Raw genomic sequence first — 19290 nt, 5'->3', positions numbered from 1 at the left:
CGCTGTTGTACTTAGGAGACTATTTGTAATTTTTAAAATATGTAAGCAGTAAAAAATCCAATTGCCGACTTTTTACAAGTTAATAGCAACAATCTTTGAGAAAAGAGTCCTATAAAAAACCGGCAAGCTGACTGGAAATGTCCGCTTGCCGGTTTTATTTTTAAAAATAATCTTAGAATACTTGCTCTACTTCGATGATGCCTGGTACTTCTTCCAGTAATGCACGCTCAATACCAGCTTTCAACGTGATAGTGGAACTTGGGCAAGAACCGCATGCACCTAATAGACGCAACTTTACGATGCCGTCTTCCACATCTACTAATTCACAGTCCCCTCCGTCACGAAGAAGAAATGGACGTAATTTATCTAGTACTTCCTGAACTTGCGCATTGATTTCCGGGTTAGACATAGTTATCGCTCCTTTCCTTACATAATTCTATTATAAAGAAAACTGCATAAAAAATCTATTGCTCTGCACTGGATCTTTTTAGGAAATCGAAATAAATATTATGAAAAAGTAAGCGTTTTACGTTAAAATGAAGAAAATGCTGAGAATGTAGGGGGATGTCGGCTTATGAAGAAAAAGGTAGAAATTTGTGTATATGGTGCAGAGGTGCTATGCCCTAGCTGTGTAAACCTTCCGTCGTCAAAAGAAACATACGAATGGTTAGAGGCAGCGGTAGCAAGAAAATATCCCAATCAGGAATTCGCCATCTCTTATATAGATATTTTCAAAACAGAAGAGTGTGACCGGGAGAAGAAAGATTTTGCTGCCAGAGTAGTAGAGGAAGATATGTTTTATCCGGTTGTGGTCATTGAAGGGGAGATTGTGGGAGAAGGCAATCCGAAATTGAAAACTATTTATTCCGCCATGGAAAAGTATGGATACGCCGCATTATAAAAAAATCCCCAAGAGTCATTGTGACTTTTGGGGATATCTTTTATCCATTATGGTATTTATACATCCAAAGAATACCGGATTTCAATAATCGTGCCACGCGGCCAGTTAACGGTCTTTCATTTACCAATCCAAATCCATGCTTTTTGCCAAGTGAGCCCAAGACTCCTTTTAGCTTAATTGCCGGGAATTCTTCAGGTGGGGTTTCACCGTTCCATCGTTTCAATAATACTTGGACAATCTGTTCTGCTTGTCCTTCTGCCAATTGTGCACTAGGTGCGTGAGGGAGGCTTGCACAATCCCCAACCACATAAACATTTTCATGTCCAGGTATGTTGTGCTGTTTTGTCAGGACCACACGGCCTTGTCCATCTTTTTCTACATCTAATTCACGTACTACTTTGTTTGGCTGAATTCCGGCAGTCCAAACGATCACATCACAATGTACCGGTTCGTCGTGATTGTAAAGAGTATTTTCCTCTACACGAGTGATGTTAGAGCCGTTCACTACTTCCACCCCATGTGTTTCAAACCAGTTTTGTACGTATTTACTAAGTCTTTCAGGGAAGCTAGAAAGAATGATGCTACCGCGGTCGAATAGTTTAATGGTCAAGTCCGGTCGGCTTTCACGAAGTTCACTTGCAATCTCAACCCCGCTTAAACCACCACCGACAATAGCAACCACCTTATTAGCAGGTAGGTCGTTTAAAGCTTGGTAAGCCTTTCTGGACTTATTAATTGTCTGAATGCTATACGTGTATTCCTCTGCACCAGGAATATCATGGTATTTGTCCTCACAGCCAAGACCGATAATTAAATCATCAAAGGTAAGAGTACTCTGATCTTCAAAGTGTACCACTTTGCCGTCCATATCAACTTTGGCAACTTCGCCGTATTTTACAGATAGTCTTTCGTGTTCTGGGAATGTGACACGCACATGATGGTCTGAAATCGTTCCCGCAGCCAACGCATAGAATTCCGTTTTCAAACTATGATATGGAGCTCTGTCTACCAATACAATTTCAGTGTCAGATGGTAATTGATTAGGAAGAAGTCGGTGTAAAATACGCATTCCGCCGTAGCCTGCGCCAAGCACAACAAGTTTTTTCATAGCAGCTAAACCCCTTTTTAAGCTAATAAAATCAAAAGTATAATAAATGAAGACCTTTTACAGGTAATTGTAAGAAGATGGATAAAACTAGTATTCTAGGAAAACTTTTATGTGAAAGAAAACACATATTGTACGACAATTGCGCTTTCATTTTGAAAATGTATAACACGTTTAAATAAAATAACATTAAAAGTATATCGAAATTACGACTAAATAACAACATTCTTTCGGAAAAATGTTGAGTGTAGTCGAATAATCAGCATGGTTATTTCAACACTATACAAGGAAACTTGATAATTGACGTTTTAAGGAAAAAAAGGTAGCATGGAAGGGCAATAGAGGGGTGAAATAAGTGAAGCCAATCATCGAATTTTGTATTAGCAATTTAGCCAGTGGTTCGCAAAAGGCGAGAGAAGTGTTGGAAAAGGATCCAAATCTGGATATTGTAGAGTACGGTTGCCTAGGTTATTGTGGCAAATGCTTTGACACACTTTTCGCCCTCGTCAACGGAGATGTTGTGGCGGGAGAGTCACCCGAACAACTGGTAGACAACATATATATTTATTTGGAAGAAAACCCGATGTTTTAACCAAAAAAGAGCATGGAACCCACTTCAGGGAACCATGCTCTTTTGATTTTAAAAGATTAAATTAGAAAGCATAAAATCCGGTTGATTTCCGTTCCAGGCTCTTCGCTTGCCTGCGGGCGGTCCGTGAGCCTCCTCAGGCTACGCCTTCCGGGGTCTCACCTGTCCCTTCCTCCCGCGGGCGTCTCCGCGCCTTTCACTCCAATCAACGAATGTGACTTCATTTACTTAAGGTTTGTGAGAGTTAATCTAACTGAGATAACTGAAAAAGCACTAACAATTCGTTCTCAATATATCCTAGCTGTAGATTAGAGCAAATGGCAAAGACTCCAGCGGGGTAGTAACGGTAGGTTGTGACCCCTGAGGTGTTGTGAGGAGGCTCAAGCACCGTCCCGCAGAAAGCGAAGCCATTTGCGGAAAGTAACAGCGGGGATTAACCAATAACTAACGTTGTATGATAAAAAGACAGGTAGGGTTTTCCCCCTGCTTTATATATACCTAACTACTTATTCTCATTTTAGAGGATGTGCGGATGTCATACCAACGGTCCCGTGCTTTTGTGACAAGGCGTTGTTCCGTATCCTTTTTCTTGTGGCTGATGACCATCTGAAAATATCGAATGGCTTGCCGCTCCAAGTTCAAACGGCAATTAAGGTCCCCAATTAAGTAAAGCAATTTTATTTCAGACATTCCTTTGCCTTCATAATCTCCTAGTGTATAGGAAAGTTCAAACTGCTCGGCAGCAAGTTTTAAGAATCGTTGTTCTTGTGTTGTGCTTTTTTCAATAGTGCGGTATATCCAGGCGAGACGAAGGTATAATCCTGCCATGACAATGGGGGTTTCTTTTTTGATAATACCGGAATAGATTCCTAGTTTATAAGCGTTTATGGCGGTGTCGACAGACCTTATCTGACCGTAATTTTTATAGTTCCAATGCTTTTGTATTTTTGTTTGGATGGCTAGCTGTGCTTCTTCATTAAGCTTGGTACTAAATTCCTCCGTCACAGCATATCCACAATGCGGACAAACCGAAACGTAATAAAGGAGCGGGTTCATTTCTATCGATTGGTAGGTAGAGCAAAAATCCGAGTCATGTGTCAAAGGGCGAATAAAACGAGATTTAATTTTTAATGTGCTATATTCATGTTGGCAATTTTCGCATGAAATATTTCTGCTATAGTATGGATCCAACAATATCACCCTTTCTCAACGATGTAATACAAAAGTACCATAATGGTGAAAAACTCACAACTAAATAGATACTAAATACCCATGAAAATGGCTGTGTTTTTTTCTTTGTGTATACATTATTTTGTAATTGTTGGGTAATTTATTTAAGAACACGCAGTTATGAGAACGATTTCTTTATGGATGTAACATATTGACAAAAAAAAGTTCTTTCAAACGCTTTCATTTCGTAGTAAAGTGGTACTGTGATAGTTAGATGTCTGACGACAAACAACTTGCAGAAATTTCTAATAGAGGTGAATATTATGAATAATATCCTATGGGGTTTAATGGGAATCGCAGTTATCTTTGCAATAGCATTCCTACTATCGGAAAACAAACGAAAAATCAAGATTCGTACTATTTTAGGCGGTTTAGCGATCCAATTGCTATTCGCATTTATCGTTTTGAAATGGGAGTTCGGAAGAAGCATGTTCCTTAAGCTTACTGAACTGGTACAAAATATTATTAATTACGCGAATGAGGGGATAGGTTTCCTTTTCGGACCGGTACTTGGTAACCCTGGGGCTGAAGCTACAGGATTTGTATTCGCATTCCATGTATTAACGATTATCATTTTCTTCTCTGCATTAATTTCGGTTCTTTATTATCTTGGTATTATGCAAATTGTTATTCGTTTCTTAGGTGGCGGGCTTGCGAAGCTTTTAGGGACAAGCAGAACAGAATCGTTATCTGCTTCCGCCAACATCTTTGTTGGACAAACAGAAGCACCTCTAGTTATTCGTCCTTATATCGCAGGAATGACTAAATCTGAGTTGTTCGCAGTTATGACAGGTGGACTTGCATCTGTTGCTGGTTCTGTATTGTTCGGTTATGCAGCACTTGGAATTCCTCTTGAGTACCTATTGGCAGCAAGTTTCATGGCAGCGCCTGGTGGATTAATCATGGCAAAAATGCTTATTCCTGAAACAGAAGAGCCAAAAACAGATACCAATGCTCAAATTGGTGAATCGGAAGAAGATAAAGCAACGAACGTAATTGATGCAGCTGCTCGCGGTGCATCTGACGGTTTAAAACTTGCTCTTAACGTTGGTGCGATGCTATTAGCATTCATCGCATTGATTGCATTGATCAATGGAATCTTAGGTGGAATCGGTGGCTGGTTCGGCGCTGAAAACTTCTCACTTGATTACATTCTTGGTTATCTATTCGCACCACTTGCGTTTGTCATCGGTATTCCTTGGAGTGAAGCCGTTGCTGCAGGTAACTTGATTGGTCAAAAGCTTGTTTTAAATGAATTCGTAGCATATTCTACTTTCTCTGCACAACTTGATATGTTCAGTGAAAAATCCGTTGCTGTTATCGCATTCGCACTTTGTGGATTTGCTAACCTTTCTTCCTTGGCAATCCTATTAGGTGGACTTGGAAACTTAGCTCCAAGCCGTCGTCCTGATATCGCACGTTTAGGTTTCCGCGCAATCATTGCCGGTACCCTTTCAAACTTGTTAAGTGCTGCAATTGCAGGTATGTTCTTGTTCTAAAACGATAGATCCACTCGCCGGTGTTAGTTGGCGGGTGGATTTTTTATGTATAGAATAGTGGATGAAGACTTCAGAGAACGGTTTTTCGGTGGAGAGATGTCCTCATAAGGCGGATGAAGACCCGTGAGAGAAGAATTTCGGTGGAGAGATGTCCTCATAAGCTGTATGAAGACCTGATAGAGGAGATTTCAGGTGGAGAGATGTCCTCATAAGCCGGATGAAGACCTGTGAGAGAAGAATTTCGGTGGAGAGGTGTCTTCATAAGCCGGATGAAGACCTGTGAGAGAAGAATTTCGGTGGAGAGATGTCATCATAAGCCGGATGAAGACCTGTGAGAGAAGATTTCCGGTGGAGAGATGTCCTCATAAGCCGGATGAAGACCCGTGAGAGAAGATTTCAGGTGTAGAGATGTCCTCATAAGCCGGATGAAGACCTGTGGGAGAAGATTTCCGGTGGAGAGATGTCCTCATAAGCCGGATGAAGACCTGATAGAGAAGAATTTCGGTGGAGAGATGTCCTCATAAGCCGGATGAAGACCTGTGAGAGAAGAATTTCGGTGGAGAGGTGTCTTCATAAGCCGGATGAAGACCTGATAGAGAAGATTTCCGAACGAGAGATGTCCTCATAAGCAAGATGAAGCCCTCCGAGAGCACTCTAACCCCCAAACATGTTCTCACATCAACAACACTGCATCCAAAACCAGAAAAACCCATGTTATCGGGCTTCCGCAGAAGCAAGCGATACATGGGTTTTTCATATAAAACGGGGGATATTTCTATTGTGTTCAGACTTTTATGTATTTATACTTGAAGAAATAATTATTTTTTTGGAGGAATAGTAAAAAATGCGCTCCTTTCAATTCACCAAGATGCACGGACTCGGAAACAACTATATATATGTAAATATATTTGAGGAAAAGTTAAAAGAAGAAGAGCTATCAAACCTTGCCGTCAAGGTTGCCAACATCCATACAGGCATAGGTTCCGATGGGATGATTTTAATCTGCCCGTCTGAGGTAGCTCCAGTGAAAATGCGAATCTTCAATAACGACGGATCTGAAGGGAAGAATTGTGGGAATGGTCTTCGCTGTGTAGCAAAATATGCTTACGAGCACGGAATCGTTCAGACAGAAACTTTTAAAATTGAAACACTCTCCGGACTAGTGGAAGCGGAAGTTGAAGTGTCAGAAGGTAAGGTCACCTCTGTAACGGTCGACATGGGTGAACCAAGACTCTCTACAAAGGAAATCCCGATACTTGTTGAGGAAAAGGAAGCCTTAGTTGCTGAACCATTTACAGTGGACGGAGAAACTTACGATATAACCACAGTGTCTATGGGGAACCCACATGTCATTTTTTATCTGGATGACATTAATGATGCACCTTTAACGACCCTTGGGCCTGTAGTAGAAAAGGATCCTCGTTTTCCTGAAGGCGTAAATGTAGAGTTTGTCGAGGTTGTCGAAGAAGATGAGCTGCACTTCCGTGTTTGGGAGAGAGGATCTGGCATCACCCAGGCATGCGGTACCGGGGCATGTGCTGCAGTAGTGGCGTCTGTCCTGAACAACAAAACGGCCCGTGACAAAGAAACGGTTGTTCACCTCGCAGGGGGAGACCTCTTTATTACATGGACAAAGGAAGGTTCCGTTAAAATGCGCGGGCCAGCAGAAGTAATCTGTACAGGATCTTTCTATTATTAATCACAATGGCTTGTTCCTTTTGCATATACTATCAAAGCAGTAAGTTTGAGCAGACTTCCATTTCACGATATAATGAAGCTAATGGAAATGGAAATACATTGGGAGGTGTAACATATGAGTGATGTTATTACAATTACAGAAGCAGCAGCTTTTCAAATAAAAGATATGATGAAAGAACACGGCGATGAATCGGTCTTTTTACGTGTAGGCGTGAAAGGTGGAGGATGTAGCGGTCTTTCTTACGGTATGGGTTTTGAAGAAGAAAAAGGCGAAAAGGACATCGAATTGGAACAGCATGGGATTAAGATCTTAATCGATGCCGAAAGCAAGCCAATTCTTCAAGATGTAAAAATCGATTTCAAACAATCCATGATGGGCGGCGGATTCACCATCGACAATCCGAACGCAATTGCAAATTGCGGCTGTGGTTCATCCTTCCGTACAGCGACGGAAGCTGGAAAGCCGGAAGAATGCTAAATAATAGTCAAAAGCTTGGGTAGCCTGTCAGGTTATCCGAGTTTTTTATTTTGTTTATTTTCCATAATTATGAAACCAACTGCCACTCTAAACCGTCTATATAGTTAGGTGAAAGAGAAGGAGTGGTCGCATTGAAAGGTAAAAAGAGCATGGCAATTATTCTTTTGTCGGCACTAGGGTTTGCAAGTATCGGAGCTTCCTGTCAGGGAGTTGACACACAGGCAAGTGAATCATATCAATTTCATTCAAAAAAACCTTCCAATCAATATGTACGCATGGCGATACCATCTAATACATTTTCCATAGATAGCAATGAAGCAGATACCAATGAAGTAGTAGAAGTTACAGAAGTAAGTACTGAGCCGGTAGAAAATCCAACAGAAGCTCCACGAGATGAACCTTCTACCCCTGAAACAATTGACCACAAGAATAATGACGTGGAAGAGCAACCTGAAACAGTCACTTTAGGAGACTATACCTATCACAAAATATATGACGAAAAATTTAAAAGCCATATAGCCATCGCAGAAAAGCATGGCGCCAATCTGTATGGCATTCCAGAATCAGACGGATTTATGATCTACCATGAGACAGAAGGCATTTTACTTTCCATGAGCACAGGGGCAGCTGTGGCAGACCCTACACATGCAGAAGTGTTGATCGACTATTTTTCCGCAGACACTTGGACGGAGTATACCGGGATCGTTGAGGGCATTCAACACGTCCTGGAAACTGGGGAAGAGGTTAATGTAGACCTTGGGAATTATGTAGGATATTTCATCAGCATCGATAATGGCAAGATTGTTGTCTTTTGGTAGACGTATAAAACAAGAAAAGCACCTTTACCCATAGAGAGGTGCTTTTTCCATGCTCAAATATTTTGTGCTTTTCCAGCGATAGAAGAAGCATGCGCCAATCACTAGTGCCACTCCCAGGGTTCCGATAACTGCATTTTGTGCGGAGAATTTAGCGAATGGCTTTGCATTATAAGTTAGACGGCGAGTAATAGAGGAAGGTTACAGGGTAAATGTCTCCTAAACACAAAAAACCAACCCCAGTTTCCACAAGGGTTGGCTGCACCTTCATAGCCAGCTTAGAATAAACTAGTACTATGAAGCGGTTGTACTTTTGCTTTTGGATCGATATAGGATTTGGCGTTGTTTACAGCAGTTGGTGCCTCGCCAAAGCCGCAAGCGATTAGTTTCACTTTTCCTTCGTAGGTGCAAATATCACCGGCAGCATAAATTCCGGAGATGTTCGTTTCCATTTTGGAATTGACCACGATGGAATTCTTTTCGATTTCAAGTCCCCAATCCTTGATAGGACCAAGGGAGGAAACAAATCCATAGTTTACAATTACATCATCAACATCCAACACTTCACGGTCTTCGGATTTCACTTTTTCGAGGACAACCTGATTGATTGCATTCTCGTCACCGATCAGTTCTGCCGGCACGTATGGCGTATTAATTTCCACTTTAGAATTCATTAATGTTTCTACACTGTGCTCGTGTGCACGGAATTTATCACGACGGTGAACAAGTGTTACTTTCTCAGCTATTGGTTCAAGCATTAATGCCCAGTCAACAGCGGAATCCCCGCCGCCAAATACAACGACTTTTTTGCCAGCAAATTTATTCATATCGTCCACAAAATAGTGGATGTTCTTGTTCTCATATTCCTTAGCATTCTCAAGCTCAAGGCGGCGTGGTTGGAATGCTCCATTCCCGGCTGTGATGATAACTGCTTTGGAATAGTGTGTTTCTTTATCTGTCACAATCTTGAACGTGCCGTCTCCCATTTTTTCAAGGGTTTGTACGGATTGCTCAAGTGCAACCGTTGGCTCAAACTTGGCCATCTGTTCTTTTAGGTTGTTGATCAATTCTTGTGCACGGATTTTTGGGAACCCGGCAATATCATATATGTACTTTTCGGGGTATAACGCGGATAACTGTCCACCCAATTGTGGAAGACTTTCAATGATTTTGACGCTAGCCTGCCTCATACCTCCGTAGAAAGCAGTGAATAAGCCAGTTGGCCCTCCACCGATGATGGTGATGTCAAATACTTTTTGTTCTTCGCTCATCTTAATCTATCCCCCTAAACAATTGTTAACTTTCTTTCTTTATCATAGCATAATTTTCTCACAATTTCTGTTTTCAACCTAGGAAAAAGGGGAACATATACTGAAAATAGATAGAAATTCAGGTATTTATGTACGAAATTACTTGTTTTTTCCGAATATTTTAAAGCTTTTTAAACTACGATTTTGTCTTGAAAAAATGACGGAAAAAGAATATGATGTTAGGTAGGTTAAGTTTCTTTGTGACAAATTTCGCACTTTTTTGCCGTCCATATTCGTGAAGTATTTCACAATCATTTATTTCTAATAAATTTTATCTTAATAGTGGATAGTAAGAATAGGTACAGTGGGATTTGTTCCATGTCTTCATATTTATTTTATAAAAAATTTCAATATAAAAGGTGTGATTCATTTGAAAAAGCCAAGTATAGTTATTCTAGGTGCAGGTTACGGTGGACTTGTAACGGCTGTTCGTCTTCAAAAAATGATCGGTGTCAATGAAGCCGATATTACGTTGGTAAACAAAAACGATTACCATTACGAGTCAACATGGTTACACGAAGCATCAGCAGGAACATTGCCAGCTGATCGCACTCGTTACAAAATTTCTGATGTTATTGATCGCAGCAAGATTCATTTCTTACACGATACAGTAACAGGCATCAACCGTGAAGCGAAAACTGTTGCATTGACTAAAGGCGGAGAAATTGCGTATGACTACCTTGTTGTTGGTCTTGGTTATGAAGCAGAGACTTTTGGAATCAAAGGGTTAAAAGAGCATGCGTTCACGATCGCAAACTTAAATGTTGCTCGTAAAATCCGTGAGCATATCGAATATCAATTTGCTACTTACAACACAGAAGCACACCGTCGCGACGATCGTTTAACAATCGTAGTTGGTGGAGCTGGATTCACTGGTATCGAGTTCCTTGGAGAATTAGTTAACCGTGTTCCTGAACTTTGCCAAGAGTTTGATATTCCTAAAGAAAAAGTACGCATCGTGTGTGTAGAAGCAGCACCGACTGTACTTCCTGGATTTGATCCAGAACTAGTAGAATACGCTGTAAACACGCTTGAGCGTAAAGGCGTTGAGTTCAAAATTGGCACAGCGATCAAAGAAGCTACTGAAGAAGGAATCATCGTTGCTAAAGACGAAGAAGTGGAAGAAATCAAAGCTGGTACAGTTGTTTGGGCTGCTGGTGTACGTGGAAACCACTTGGTGGAAGATTCCGGTTTCGAAAACATGCGTGGCCGTGTGAAAGTAGATCCTTACTTGCGCGCTCCTGGACATGAAGATGTATTCATCGTTGGGGATTGCTCTCTTATCATCAACGAAGAAATCAACCGCCCATACCCTCCAACTGCTCAAATCGCGATGCAGCAAGGGGAAGTATGTGCGAAAAACTTGGCAGTATTGGTTCGTGGCCAAGGCGAATTACAAACTTTCACTCCAGACCTAAAAGGAACAGTTTGTTCTTTAGGCGAAGACGATGCAATCGGTGTAGTATTTGGTCGCAAAATCTGGGGTTCCAAAGCTTCCTTCATGAAGAAAATGGTTGATAACCGTGCTCTTTACATGATTGGTGGAGCTGGACTAGTAATGAAAAAAGGTAAATTCAACGTATTATAAGCTATATCTTGAGAGCTGCACATTTTTATAACGTGCAGCTTTTCTTTTTGCCTTTTTTCCTGATACCATTACAGTATTGGATAGAAACAGGGGGACGATAAGATGGGGAAAAGAGAGAATGTCTGGCTCGCGGTTGCTGGGATTGTGGTAGCGGATGACGGAAAATGGCTTGTCGTGAAAAAACGCTATGGAGGACTGAAGGGAAAGTGGTCCTTTCCTGCAGGATTTGTGGAAGCAAACGAAACCGTAGATGAGGCGGTTGCTCGAGAAATATTAGAGGAAACAGGCATCAGCGTAAAAGTAGAAGGTCTGGTTGGAGTCAGATCTGGAGTGATTAAGGAAACGATTAGCGATAATATGCTCCTGTTTTTATGTACGCCCTTAAATAGCGAAGTTGTCTATCAAGAAAGCGAACTATCTGACGCAGCGTTTAAATCGCTTGAGGAATTGGAGAGTGATCCAGATTCTTCGTTACTTATACACTATTGCTCCAAGCTTACAAACCTTTCTATGTTAAAAGAAACGAATGCCATGAATCCCGGACACGTTTTCAACTATAGTGCGTACAAGTTATTTTTCTAATAATTCTGTAAATTTAAGATAAAGTAAGAAACAGAAAGATTGGATAAGATGTATTCGCTTACATCGTATTTTTCGGTCGTTTTTGTCCCTTTCCTTTTTCCTTAAAGAGATGGTATATTATCAGAAAATTAAATTAAATTCTGTTTTTAGAAAAATCATCTGGAGGGATAGGGAATGAAAAATCAACTGCAAACAGAGAAGAAGGATTGCCCGTATTGCTCAGGTAAAGGGTATTTTCAACTACTGCTAGGCGGATCAGAAACTTGTTCCTGCTGTGGAGGAAGCGGAAGAAAATAAATAGCTTAAGGCTTAAGGTGTTTTCCACACAATCGCGCTAGTTCTACGATAGGCCATTTATGGCGTATTTAGGACAATTGCGATTGTGTTTTTGTTTGATTGCCAAAAATAATTGACTCGTATCAACGCTTTCAGTACACTAAGGAAAGATGTGTAATGGAGGTGCTTGGTATTGAATATACCAATTTTACTTATATCTGTCGTCTTATTTTTTGTGCTTTTCTTTGGAATTGGATTCCTTTTAAATATGTTATTGCGCATGTCTTGGATAATGGCCATCATTTATCCAATCGTATGTGTTTGGATCATCGCTCAGGATGATATGAGATTGATCGATTATTTCAGGGAGCCTGCCAGTGCTTTTTCAAAACTCGGCTCAGAGGTTGCTTCCTTGCAGGTTGCAGATATCACTATTTTGGTGAGTGGTTTAGCTGGAGCAATAACTTCTGGTATCGTTATTAAAATGCTTCGAAAAAATGGATATCAAATGTTTTAACATCACCTTAAGAATCGGCACTTTCAGCCGGTTCTTATTTTTTGAATATGAAAATATCTAATGCGGTTGATTTCCGTTACAGGCACTTCGCTTGCCTGCGGGCGGTCCGTGAGCCTCCTCGGCTTGCAGCCTGTGGGGTCTCACCTGTCCCTTCCTCCCGCGGGCGTCTGCGCGCCTTCCACTACAATCAACGAGATAACTTCATTTACCTAAGGGTTTATGAAAGGACCTAACCGAGTTAACTGAAAATGAAGTAACCCTTCGTTCAAGTAACTTCTAGCTGTGGATTGGAGTAAAAGGCGAAGACTCCTGAGGGAGATAGCGGTAGCTTGAGACCCTGAAGCGTTGTGAGGAGGCTCAAGCACCGCCCATAGGAAAGCGAAGCCATTTGCGGAAAGGAACAGCGGTTACTAACCACTAACTAATGTTTTATGCAAAAGAAGGAACGGGCGCTTTTAGTCCGTTTTTATTTAAATACTTAATGCCTCTAAACACTCCACTAATCTAGTATTTATTTTTGGTAAAAATAGGTGATTACTAGCTTTTCTCACAAAAAAGGAATACTTTTCTTAAAAACAGGGAAGGAATATCTTGTGAGAGGAGTGTGAGTGAATCACATGAAATTAGCGAAAACAATTTGTCGGAGGGCGGTTATTGGGTTATTATTTGTACTTGCTTTGTCTGTAACCTTCCAATCCATATCAGGTGTTGAGGCATCAACCATTCACAACTGGCTAAAAGAAAATAAAATATATGCCACTAATGGACAAGGTAATCAAGAAGAAGAAAAAGAAGGCTTCTTTAAAAAAATTGGACTAGACATCAAACAATTGAACTTCCTTTCTGCGACACCTACCTTAGTTTCAGCAGAAGAGGCGATAGATAAGCCAAAGACGCTAGAGGATCTAAACTGGGAACAGTACGAGACACATACGGTCCACGCTACGGGATATACAGCAGGCTATGAATCAACAGGTAAAAATCCAGGAGATCCAAGCTATGGGATTACATACTCAGGTCTTAAAGTTAAAAGGGATCTATACTCGACGATTGCAGCAGATATCAATGTCTTTCCAATAGGGACAATTCTATTTATACCTGGTTATGGTTATGGAGTGGTGGCTGATATCGGCGGTGCGATTAAAGGAAATAAAATTGATCTCTACTACGATACAGTGGATGAAGTGTTTAATGATTGGGGCAAGCAGACCATCGATGTTTACATAATCAAAAAAGGCGATGGCACATTGACCGAGGAAGAATTAATACAATTAAACGAAGAAGAAAGCATGCAGGTGTTCCGTCAGCAATATAGAGGCAGCGGACAATAGCATAAAAGCCGTACCTTCAGAATGTTTTCTGAAGATACGGCTTTTTGTTATTTCAGTAAAGGGTCTTCTCCCTTGTATGCAGGGTAGCTAGAAGGGTGGAGAAGGGCTGCAAGTTTTTGTAATCCTAAGATAAGCCTCGGAGAAGGCCTGCAATAGAGACTCTCCTCTAATACATGTATTTCGGAGTTTCGAACAGCGTGGACGTTCTCGGCGTTTTCCCGTTTCATCACATGCTTAGGGTTCATTTTTGACTCCTTTACCCCAACCCAAATCATACAAATAGCATCAGGGTTCTTTTCCACCACTTCTGCCCATTCCGTCTGGTAACTTGCCACCTCTTTATCGGAAAAGATATTGACTGCCCCTGCCAAATCACTTATTTCCGTCAGCCAATTGATCTTGCCGGGAGTGAAAATGGGTTTTGGCCACCATTCCCAATACAAAGAGGGTTTATTTTCACATGTTGTTGCGCACTGTCTGTAAGTATGGATTATTTCCATCATAGAGGAAGCAACCTCATTTGCCTTGGATGAAAGATTTGTATATTCTCCTACCGTCAACAAGTCACCTGCGATATCCTCGAGTGATTGCGGATTTAGTACAACATGAGGAATGGAGCGCTTTTCCAACTCTTCAATGTTCTTCTCCATTCCAGGGACACTTAGGCTGGCTAAAACCAAGTCAGGTTCTAACGCTTCAAGTTTGTCCATATTGATAGTCAAATCTGGTCCAAGCTTTGGAAGGTCTAGAACTTCTTTTGGCCAATCGGAGAAATCGTCCACTCCCACTAGTTTGCTTGTCAATCCAAGATAGTGAAGCAACTCCGTATTGCTCGGACAGATGGATACCAGTCTCATCCACATCCCCTCCTTTACAAGCCGTGTATAATGTAATGCAAAACGATGGTCAGCAAAATCCCTGTAATTGCCCCAAAAAACACTTCGATCGGTTTATGGCCAAGTAGTTCTTTCAAATCTTTCACTTTTTCTTGCTCATTCATTTTCGGCCATTTCTTGGTCTCTTCCACAAAACGGTTGAAATCACCCACTAGTTTGTTTAACACAATTGCTTGCTCGCCCGCGTGTCTTCTCACCCCGGTTGCATCAAACATCACGATGATGGCAAAGACGGCAGCAACGGCAAATATAGGAGAATCCAAGCCAGTTTCAAAGGCCACGCCTGTAGCTAATGCCGTAACCGCAGCAGAGTGTGAGCTTGGCATACCACCTGTACTTGTGATCAAGGTCCAATCAATCCTTCTTGAAGCAATGTATTGAATAGGAACCTTTACAAATTGTGCAAATCCGATTGCTGCAAGTGCAGCCCATAGAGGAAAATTAGAAAATAACTCCATTTGATAGTATCGCCCTTTCTCTACAGTTGTTACTATTACTATACCCTTATTTCCTTAAGTTCGGTATAATAAACTTACAATAATATGGAGGTGTTCGAATATGTTTGTCGTACATAATGAAGCTGATTTTCCAAATCAACAGGAGGCGTTGGTAGTAGGCCTTTCTGAGAAACATAGCAAATTGGATGGATTGTTGGGAGAACTAGACTCCCAATTGGAAGGACATCTGACGCAATTATTAAAAGACGGAGACATATCTGCAAAAAAAGGAAAGTTAGCAAGAATACATACATTTGGCAAAACTTCCTACAAAAGAATCTTTGTAGTGGGGACAGGCCGTGAAGAGAAACTTACTTTCGTTGAATTACGCAAAGTGTTTGGTAAAGTGGGTAAAACTCTACAAGAATCTAAGCTTAACAGTGTTGTAGTAGCGCTGGATACTTTTGTAACGGAGGATGTGGATGTGCTGGACGCTGCTCATGCTTTAGGTGAGTCCCTTCCTTTATCCACTTATAAGTACGATGGATTTAAGCAAAAATCAAATGAACCTGAAGTGAACGTGGAGCAGGTTGTTCTACTGACAGATTATGATAAAGAAGAAGTGGGAGCAAGTGCACATGTAGGGTTTGTGTTTGCAAAAGGTACAAATACTGCTCGTACTCTTGTTAACCTGCCAGGGAATATGCTGACCGCCACAGATCTAGCAAACCATGCTGCAGGACTAGCAGAAAAGTATGGCTTTGAACTTGAAATTCTTGAAAAAGAAGAGATGGAGAAGCTTGGTATGGGTGCTTTGTTAGCTGTTAACAAAGGGTCCGTGGAACCTCCGAAGATGATCGTGTTGAAGTATCAAGGAAAAGAAGAGTGGACAGATGTTATTGGTTTAGTTGGAAAAGGAATCACGTTTGATACTGGGGGGTACTCCATCAAACCGAAAGACGGCATTGTCGGCATGAAAACAGATATGGGTGGAGCGGCAACTGTGCTTGGAGCGATGGAAGCGATTGGTGAGCTGAAGCCGGAGCAGAATGTTCTTGCAGTTATTGCTTCTACAGACAATATGATTAGCGGAGAAGCCTTTAAACCGGATGATGTGATTACATCCATGAGCGGAAAAACGATCGAGATATTAAACACAGATGCGGAAGGGCGTCTTGTTTTAGCGGATGCGGTTACCTATGCAAAACAGCATGGAGCTAACTATCTTGTTGACGTGGCAACTCTTACAGGAGGAGTCATTATTGCATTAGGTCATCACACCACAGGCGCGATGACAAATGACGAAGCATGGTTTGAACAAGTACTTGAAGCATCGCATGAAGCGGGAGAAGAAATGTGGCGCCTTCCGATTTTTGATCATGCGAAAGAAAGAGTTCGCAGCAGCAAAGTAGCCGATTTGAACAACTCGCCTGGTCGTGACGGCCACGCCATTTTTGCAGGAGCGTTCATCGGAGAATTTGCAGAGGGTACACCATGGGTACACTTGGATATTGCTGGTACAGCCACTTCCAAGTCTGCTCATGATCTGGGACCAAGCGGTGGAACCGGAGCGATGGTTCGAACCCTCGTAACATTAGTAGAACGTTTTGGACAAACAGAAGAAAATTAATCGTTTATACAGAGTATATTTAATGCGCATCCTACTTTAGGATGCGTATTTTTTTATGGATTAAAAGTATAAAATCCAGTTGATTTCCGTTCCAGGCGCTTCGCTTGCCTGCGGGCGGTCCGTGAGCCTCCTCACTCCGTTGGAGGCCACTGAAAAAGTTCTTAATTTTAGATATTGTTAAGACACCGCTTTTGATTTCCGCAAATGGCTTCGCTTTCCGCGGGGCGACCTTGAGCCTTCTCACTTCGTTGCGGGGTCTCAACAATGTCGCTTCTTCCCCCGCTGGAGTCTACGCCATTTGCTCCATTCAAAAGATAAAAATTGAATGTACAATTCGTACTTAATTAAGCAGAAGAATGTTTAAATTACAACTTTCTTCTGCTTTTTTGTTTTATAATATTTTTATAAAAAGTTTTAGGTGGTATCCAAATGATTTCTAATCAAGAGTCCTTTAACCTTAGCCCATTCTCAGCGATATATGATATCGTAGTCCCCAAAAATAATATGCTTCGTCAAATAAATGAACTAGTAGATTTCTCTTTTATTCTTGATGAACTAAAAACAAAATACTGTTTGGATAATGGTCGTAACGCTATCCCGCCTATTCGTATGTTCAAATACTTGTTGTTAAAATCTATTTATGATTTGTCAGATGTTGATGTTGTTGATCGATCCCAATACGATATGTCATTTAAGTATTTTCTCGAGATGGCTCCAGAAGATCGTGTCATTGATTCAAGTTCATTAACGAAATTTCGAAAGCTCCGTCTTAAAGACGTGGGATTATTAGATATGCTTATAGAGAAGACAGTTGAGATTGCATTAGAAAAAGGAATCATAAAAACCAATACCATAATAATAGATGCCACCCATTCAAAAGCTCGATACAATCAAAAGTCCGCGACTGAATTTCTACAAGAAAAATCAAAAAATGTGAGAAGAGCTATTTACCAGATAGACGAATCGTTAAAATCAAAGTTACCACAGAAGACGACATCTAATGATGTCGAAGAGGAATTAGCTTATTGCCGTAAAGTGATTGATACGGTAGATGAAATCCCGCAAGTTGCTTCTATACCAGCAGTTAGGGAGAAGTTAAATATACTGAAAGAAGTTGTGGAAGATTACACAGAACAAATAAGTTATTCCAATGATCCAGATGCTCGCAAGGGACATAAAACTGCTGACTCCTCTTTTTTCGGATTTAAAACTCATATCGCAATAAGTGAAGAACGTATTATTACAGCTGCAGTTATTACAACAGGTGAAAAAAGTGATGGGAAATACCTTCCTGAATTAATTGAGAAAACCGTAAAAGCTGGGATGGAAGTTGATACAGCCATTGGAGATACCGCTTACTCAGAAAAAAATAATATCTCCTACACAAAAGAGAATAATATAGCACTCATCTCTAAATTAAATCCTGTTATTCAAGGGACTCGTACAAAAGAGGATGAATTTGAGTTTAATAAGGATGCAGGCATGTATGTATGTAGGGCGGGACACCTGGCATTTAAGTTAAGACGACAAGGCAAGAAAAATGTGGCGAAAAACCGACGTGAAACCTATTACTTTGATATCGAAAAGTGTAAGGTCTGTCCTTTCAAAGAAGGTTGTTATACAGAAGGTGCAAAAAGTAGAACATACTCTATTACTATAAAATCAACAGAACATAAAGAGCAGGAGGAATTTCAAAATACCGAAGGTTTTAAAGAAAAGGCGAAATCCAGATATAAGATTGAAGCGAAAAACAGTGAACTAAAGCATAGACACGGGTATGATACAGCCTCCTCCGCGGGTCTATTAGGTATGGAGGTACAAGGTGCCACAGCGATATTCGCTGTCAACCTAAAGAGAATACTAAAACTAATAAATGAAAAATAGTAAAGTACAACGTTTATAGGGCAACTTTTTATCCTTTTCGGAGAAAAAGTTGCCCCTTTTTTTGTGAATCTCATTTCTGAATGTTTTTCATTCAAAAATAATTATAGTTTTTCAGTGGCCTCCTCCGTTGCGGGGTCTCACCTGTCCCTTCCTCCCGCGGGCGTCTGCGCGCCTTCCACTGCAATCAACATGATGACATCATATACCTAAGGGTTTATGAAGAGGTATTTTACCTGAGTTAACTGAATAAGCACTAACGTTTCGTTCTCGTAATCTCTAGCTGTTGATTGGAGCAAAAGGCGAAGACTCCTGAGGGAGATAGCGCTAGGTGGAGACCCCGCAGGCTTGCCGAGGAGGCTCTCGTCAGCCCCTAGGAAAGCGAAGCCATTTGCGGAAATCAACAGCGGAGCATAACCAAGCAACTTCTTCCTTACTTTTCCGTTGACAGTCGTTCTAAATCTATGTTAATTTATCTTTATGCTTTTTTACTCTAATTCTCTAATGATTTAATTAACTAAAGTAAA

General features: G+C 41.0%; 18 protein-coding genes and 1 pseudogene. 13 read left to right on the top strand and 6 right to left on the bottom strand.

The window, feature by feature from the left end:
* Window positions 1-172 precede the first annotated feature (172 nt).
* Window positions 173-483, bottom strand: a pseudogene (locus B4U37_RS18355) (NifU family protein).
* A gap of 91 nt (window positions 484-574) precedes the next feature.
* Here B4U37_RS18355 and B4U37_RS18350 point away from each other — a divergent pair.
* Window positions 575-901 carry a YuzD family protein gene (locus B4U37_RS18350; RefSeq protein WP_088019400.1) on the top strand — a complete coding sequence of 109 codons (327 nt, stop codon included), beginning with the start codon at window positions 575-577 and terminating at the stop codon, window positions 899-901.
* Window positions 902-941: 40 nt separating this feature from the next.
* On the opposite strand, the gene B4U37_RS18345 is transcribed toward B4U37_RS18350, so the two are convergent.
* Window positions 942-2009 (bottom strand): NAD(P)/FAD-dependent oxidoreductase, encoded by a 1068-nt coding sequence (locus tag B4U37_RS18345; RefSeq protein ID WP_088019399.1) that lies wholly within the window; start codon window positions 2007-2009, stop codon window positions 942-944.
* A 352-nt stretch (window positions 2010-2361) separates the two neighbouring features.
* Between B4U37_RS18345 and B4U37_RS18340 the strand changes: the two genes are divergently transcribed.
* A complete protein-coding gene (locus tag B4U37_RS18340) occupies window positions 2362-2598 on the top strand; it encodes a YuzB family protein (RefSeq protein WP_010196565.1) in 237 nt (78 codons plus the stop codon).
* Window positions 2599-3093: 495 nt separating this feature from the next.
* Here the strand turns inward: B4U37_RS18340 and B4U37_RS18335 are convergent, their stop codons facing one another.
* Window positions 3094-3795 (bottom strand): DUF2225 domain-containing protein, encoded by a 702-nt coding sequence (locus B4U37_RS18335; RefSeq protein ID WP_245840011.1) that lies wholly within the window; start codon window positions 3793-3795, stop codon window positions 3094-3096.
* 293 nt (window positions 3796-4088) lie between these two features.
* On the opposite strand from B4U37_RS18335, the gene B4U37_RS18330 reads away from it, so the two are divergent.
* The 4 genes from B4U37_RS18330 to B4U37_RS18315 all read left to right on the top strand — a co-directional run bounded on the left by B4U37_RS18330 (window position 4089) and on the right by B4U37_RS18315 (window position 8318).
* Window positions 4089-5324 carry a NupC/NupG family nucleoside CNT transporter gene (locus B4U37_RS18330; protein WP_088019397.1) on the top strand — a complete coding sequence of 412 codons (1236 nt, stop codon included), beginning with the start codon at window positions 4089-4091 and terminating at the stop codon, window positions 5322-5324.
* An 844-nt stretch (window positions 5325-6168) separates the two neighbouring features.
* Window positions 6169-7023, top strand: coding sequence for a diaminopimelate epimerase (gene dapF / locus B4U37_RS18325; RefSeq protein ID WP_088019396.1), 855 nt, complete (start codon window positions 6169-6171; stop codon window positions 7021-7023).
* A 114-nt stretch (window positions 7024-7137) separates the two neighbouring features.
* On the top strand, window positions 7138-7500 hold the full coding sequence (locus tag B4U37_RS18320) for a HesB/IscA family protein (RefSeq protein WP_010196553.1): 363 nt from the start codon (window positions 7138-7140) through the stop codon (window positions 7498-7500).
* Window positions 7501-7649: 149 nt separating this feature from the next.
* Window positions 7650-8318 (top strand): hypothetical protein, encoded by a 669-nt coding sequence (locus tag B4U37_RS18315; protein ID WP_157663826.1) that lies wholly within the window; start codon window positions 7650-7652, stop codon window positions 8316-8318.
* A gap of 275 nt (window positions 8319-8593) precedes the next feature.
* Here B4U37_RS18315 and B4U37_RS18310 read toward each other — a convergent pair whose 3' ends face one another.
* The gene (locus tag B4U37_RS18310; RefSeq protein WP_157663825.1) at window positions 8594-9586 is read right to left on the bottom strand and encodes an NAD(P)/FAD-dependent oxidoreductase; all 993 of its coding nucleotides are present in this window, start codon (window positions 9584-9586) and stop codon (window positions 8594-8596) included.
* Window positions 9587-9986: 400 nt separating this feature from the next.
* Between B4U37_RS18310 and B4U37_RS18305 the strand changes: the two genes are divergently transcribed.
* From B4U37_RS18305 to B4U37_RS18290, 5 genes are all read left to right on the top strand, one after another.
* Window positions 9987-11213: an NAD(P)/FAD-dependent oxidoreductase gene (locus B4U37_RS18305; protein WP_029326523.1), complete on the top strand. Its 1227-nt coding sequence runs from the start codon at window positions 9987-9989 to the stop codon at window positions 11211-11213.
* A 102-nt stretch (window positions 11214-11315) separates the two neighbouring features.
* Window positions 11316-11795, top strand: coding sequence for an NUDIX domain-containing protein (locus tag B4U37_RS18300; protein ID WP_088019393.1), 480 nt, complete (start codon window positions 11316-11318; stop codon window positions 11793-11795).
* A 174-nt stretch (window positions 11796-11969) separates the two neighbouring features.
* The gene (locus B4U37_RS22285) at window positions 11970-12092 is read left to right on the top strand and encodes a YuiA family protein (RefSeq protein WP_157860702.1); all 123 of its coding nucleotides are present in this window, start codon (window positions 11970-11972) and stop codon (window positions 12090-12092) included.
* 166 nt (window positions 12093-12258) lie between these two features.
* Window positions 12259-12588, top strand: coding sequence for a YuiB family protein (locus B4U37_RS18295; RefSeq protein ID WP_198317044.1), 330 nt, complete (start codon window positions 12259-12261; stop codon window positions 12586-12588).
* Between the two features lie 617 nt (window positions 12589-13205).
* A complete protein-coding gene (locus B4U37_RS18290; RefSeq protein ID WP_088019391.1) occupies window positions 13206-13919 on the top strand; it encodes a 3D domain-containing protein in 714 nt (237 codons plus the stop codon).
* Between the two features lie 47 nt (window positions 13920-13966).
* On the opposite strand, the gene B4U37_RS18285 is transcribed toward B4U37_RS18290, so the two are convergent.
* Both B4U37_RS18285 and B4U37_RS18280 read right to left on the bottom strand, forming a co-directional pair.
* Complete coding sequence (locus B4U37_RS18285) at window positions 13967-14776, bottom strand: cobalamin-binding protein (RefSeq protein WP_088019390.1); 810 nt, start codon at window positions 14774-14776, stop codon at window positions 13967-13969.
* A gap of 14 nt (window positions 14777-14790) precedes the next feature.
* Entirely contained in the window at window positions 14791-15273 is a 483-nt protein-coding gene (locus B4U37_RS18280) for a divergent PAP2 family protein (RefSeq protein WP_088019389.1), read from the bottom strand.
* A gap of 100 nt (window positions 15274-15373) precedes the next feature.
* Between B4U37_RS18280 and B4U37_RS18275 the strand changes: the two genes are divergently transcribed.
* Both B4U37_RS18275 and B4U37_RS18265 read left to right on the top strand, forming a co-directional pair.
* Window positions 15374-16882, top strand: coding sequence for a leucyl aminopeptidase (locus B4U37_RS18275; RefSeq protein ID WP_088019388.1), 1509 nt, complete (start codon window positions 15374-15376; stop codon window positions 16880-16882).
* A gap of 429 nt (window positions 16883-17311) precedes the next feature.
* Window positions 17312-18766 carry an IS1182 family transposase gene (locus tag B4U37_RS18265; RefSeq protein WP_088018488.1) on the top strand — a complete coding sequence of 485 codons (1455 nt, stop codon included), beginning with the start codon at window positions 17312-17314 and terminating at the stop codon, window positions 18764-18766.
* The last annotated feature ends 524 nt before the right edge of the window (window positions 18767-19290 follow it).

Origin of the sequence: Sutcliffiella horikoshii, assembly GCF_002157855.1 — a bacterium.
Taxonomy (GTDB): domain Bacteria; phylum Bacillota; class Bacilli; order Bacillales; family Bacillaceae_I; genus Sutcliffiella_A; species Sutcliffiella_A horikoshii_C.
This window is presented reverse-complemented; position numbering and strand designations above follow the sequence as displayed.

Bases quoted from the DNA above. Each gene is read 5' to 3' on its own strand.
- B4U37_RS18350 (WP_088019400.1), top strand. From the start codon at position 575: ATGAAGAAAAAGGTAGAAATTTGTGTATATGGTGCAGAGGTGCTATGC.
- B4U37_RS18345 (WP_088019399.1), bottom strand. From the start codon at position 2,009: ATGAAAAAACTTGTTGTGCTTGGCGCAGGCTACGGCGGAATGCGTATT.
- B4U37_RS18330 (WP_088019397.1), top strand. From the start codon at position 4,089: ATGAATAATATCCTATGGGGTTTAATGGGAATCGCAGTTATCTTTGCA.
- dapF (WP_088019396.1), top strand. From the start codon at position 6,169: ATGCGCTCCTTTCAATTCACCAAGATGCACGGACTCGGAAACAACTAT.
- B4U37_RS18320 (WP_010196553.1), top strand. From the start codon at position 7,138: ATGAGTGATGTTATTACAATTACAGAAGCAGCAGCTTTTCAAATAAAA.
- B4U37_RS18315 (WP_157663826.1), top strand. From the start codon at position 7,650: ATGGCAATTATTCTTTTGTCGGCACTAGGGTTTGCAAGTATCGGAGCT.
- B4U37_RS18310 (WP_157663825.1), bottom strand. From the start codon at position 9,586: ATGAGCGAAGAACAAAAAGTATTTGACATCACCATCATCGGTGGAGGG.
- B4U37_RS18300 (WP_088019393.1), top strand. From the start codon at position 11,316: ATGGGGAAAAGAGAGAATGTCTGGCTCGCGGTTGCTGGGATTGTGGTA.
- B4U37_RS22285 (WP_157860702.1), top strand. From the start codon at position 11,970: ATGAAAAATCAACTGCAAACAGAGAAGAAGGATTGCCCGTATTGCTCA.
- B4U37_RS18290 (WP_088019391.1), top strand. From the start codon at position 13,206: ATGAAATTAGCGAAAACAATTTGTCGGAGGGCGGTTATTGGGTTATTA.
- B4U37_RS18285 (WP_088019390.1), bottom strand. From the start codon at position 14,776: ATGAGACTGGTATCCATCTGTCCGAGCAATACGGAGTTGCTTCACTAT.
- B4U37_RS18280 (WP_088019389.1), bottom strand. From the start codon at position 15,273: ATGGAGTTATTTTCTAATTTTCCTCTATGGGCTGCACTTGCAGCAATC.
- B4U37_RS18275 (WP_088019388.1), top strand. From the start codon at position 15,374: ATGTTTGTCGTACATAATGAAGCTGATTTTCCAAATCAACAGGAGGCG.
- B4U37_RS18265 (WP_088018488.1), top strand. From the start codon at position 17,312: ATGATTTCTAATCAAGAGTCCTTTAACCTTAGCCCATTCTCAGCGATA.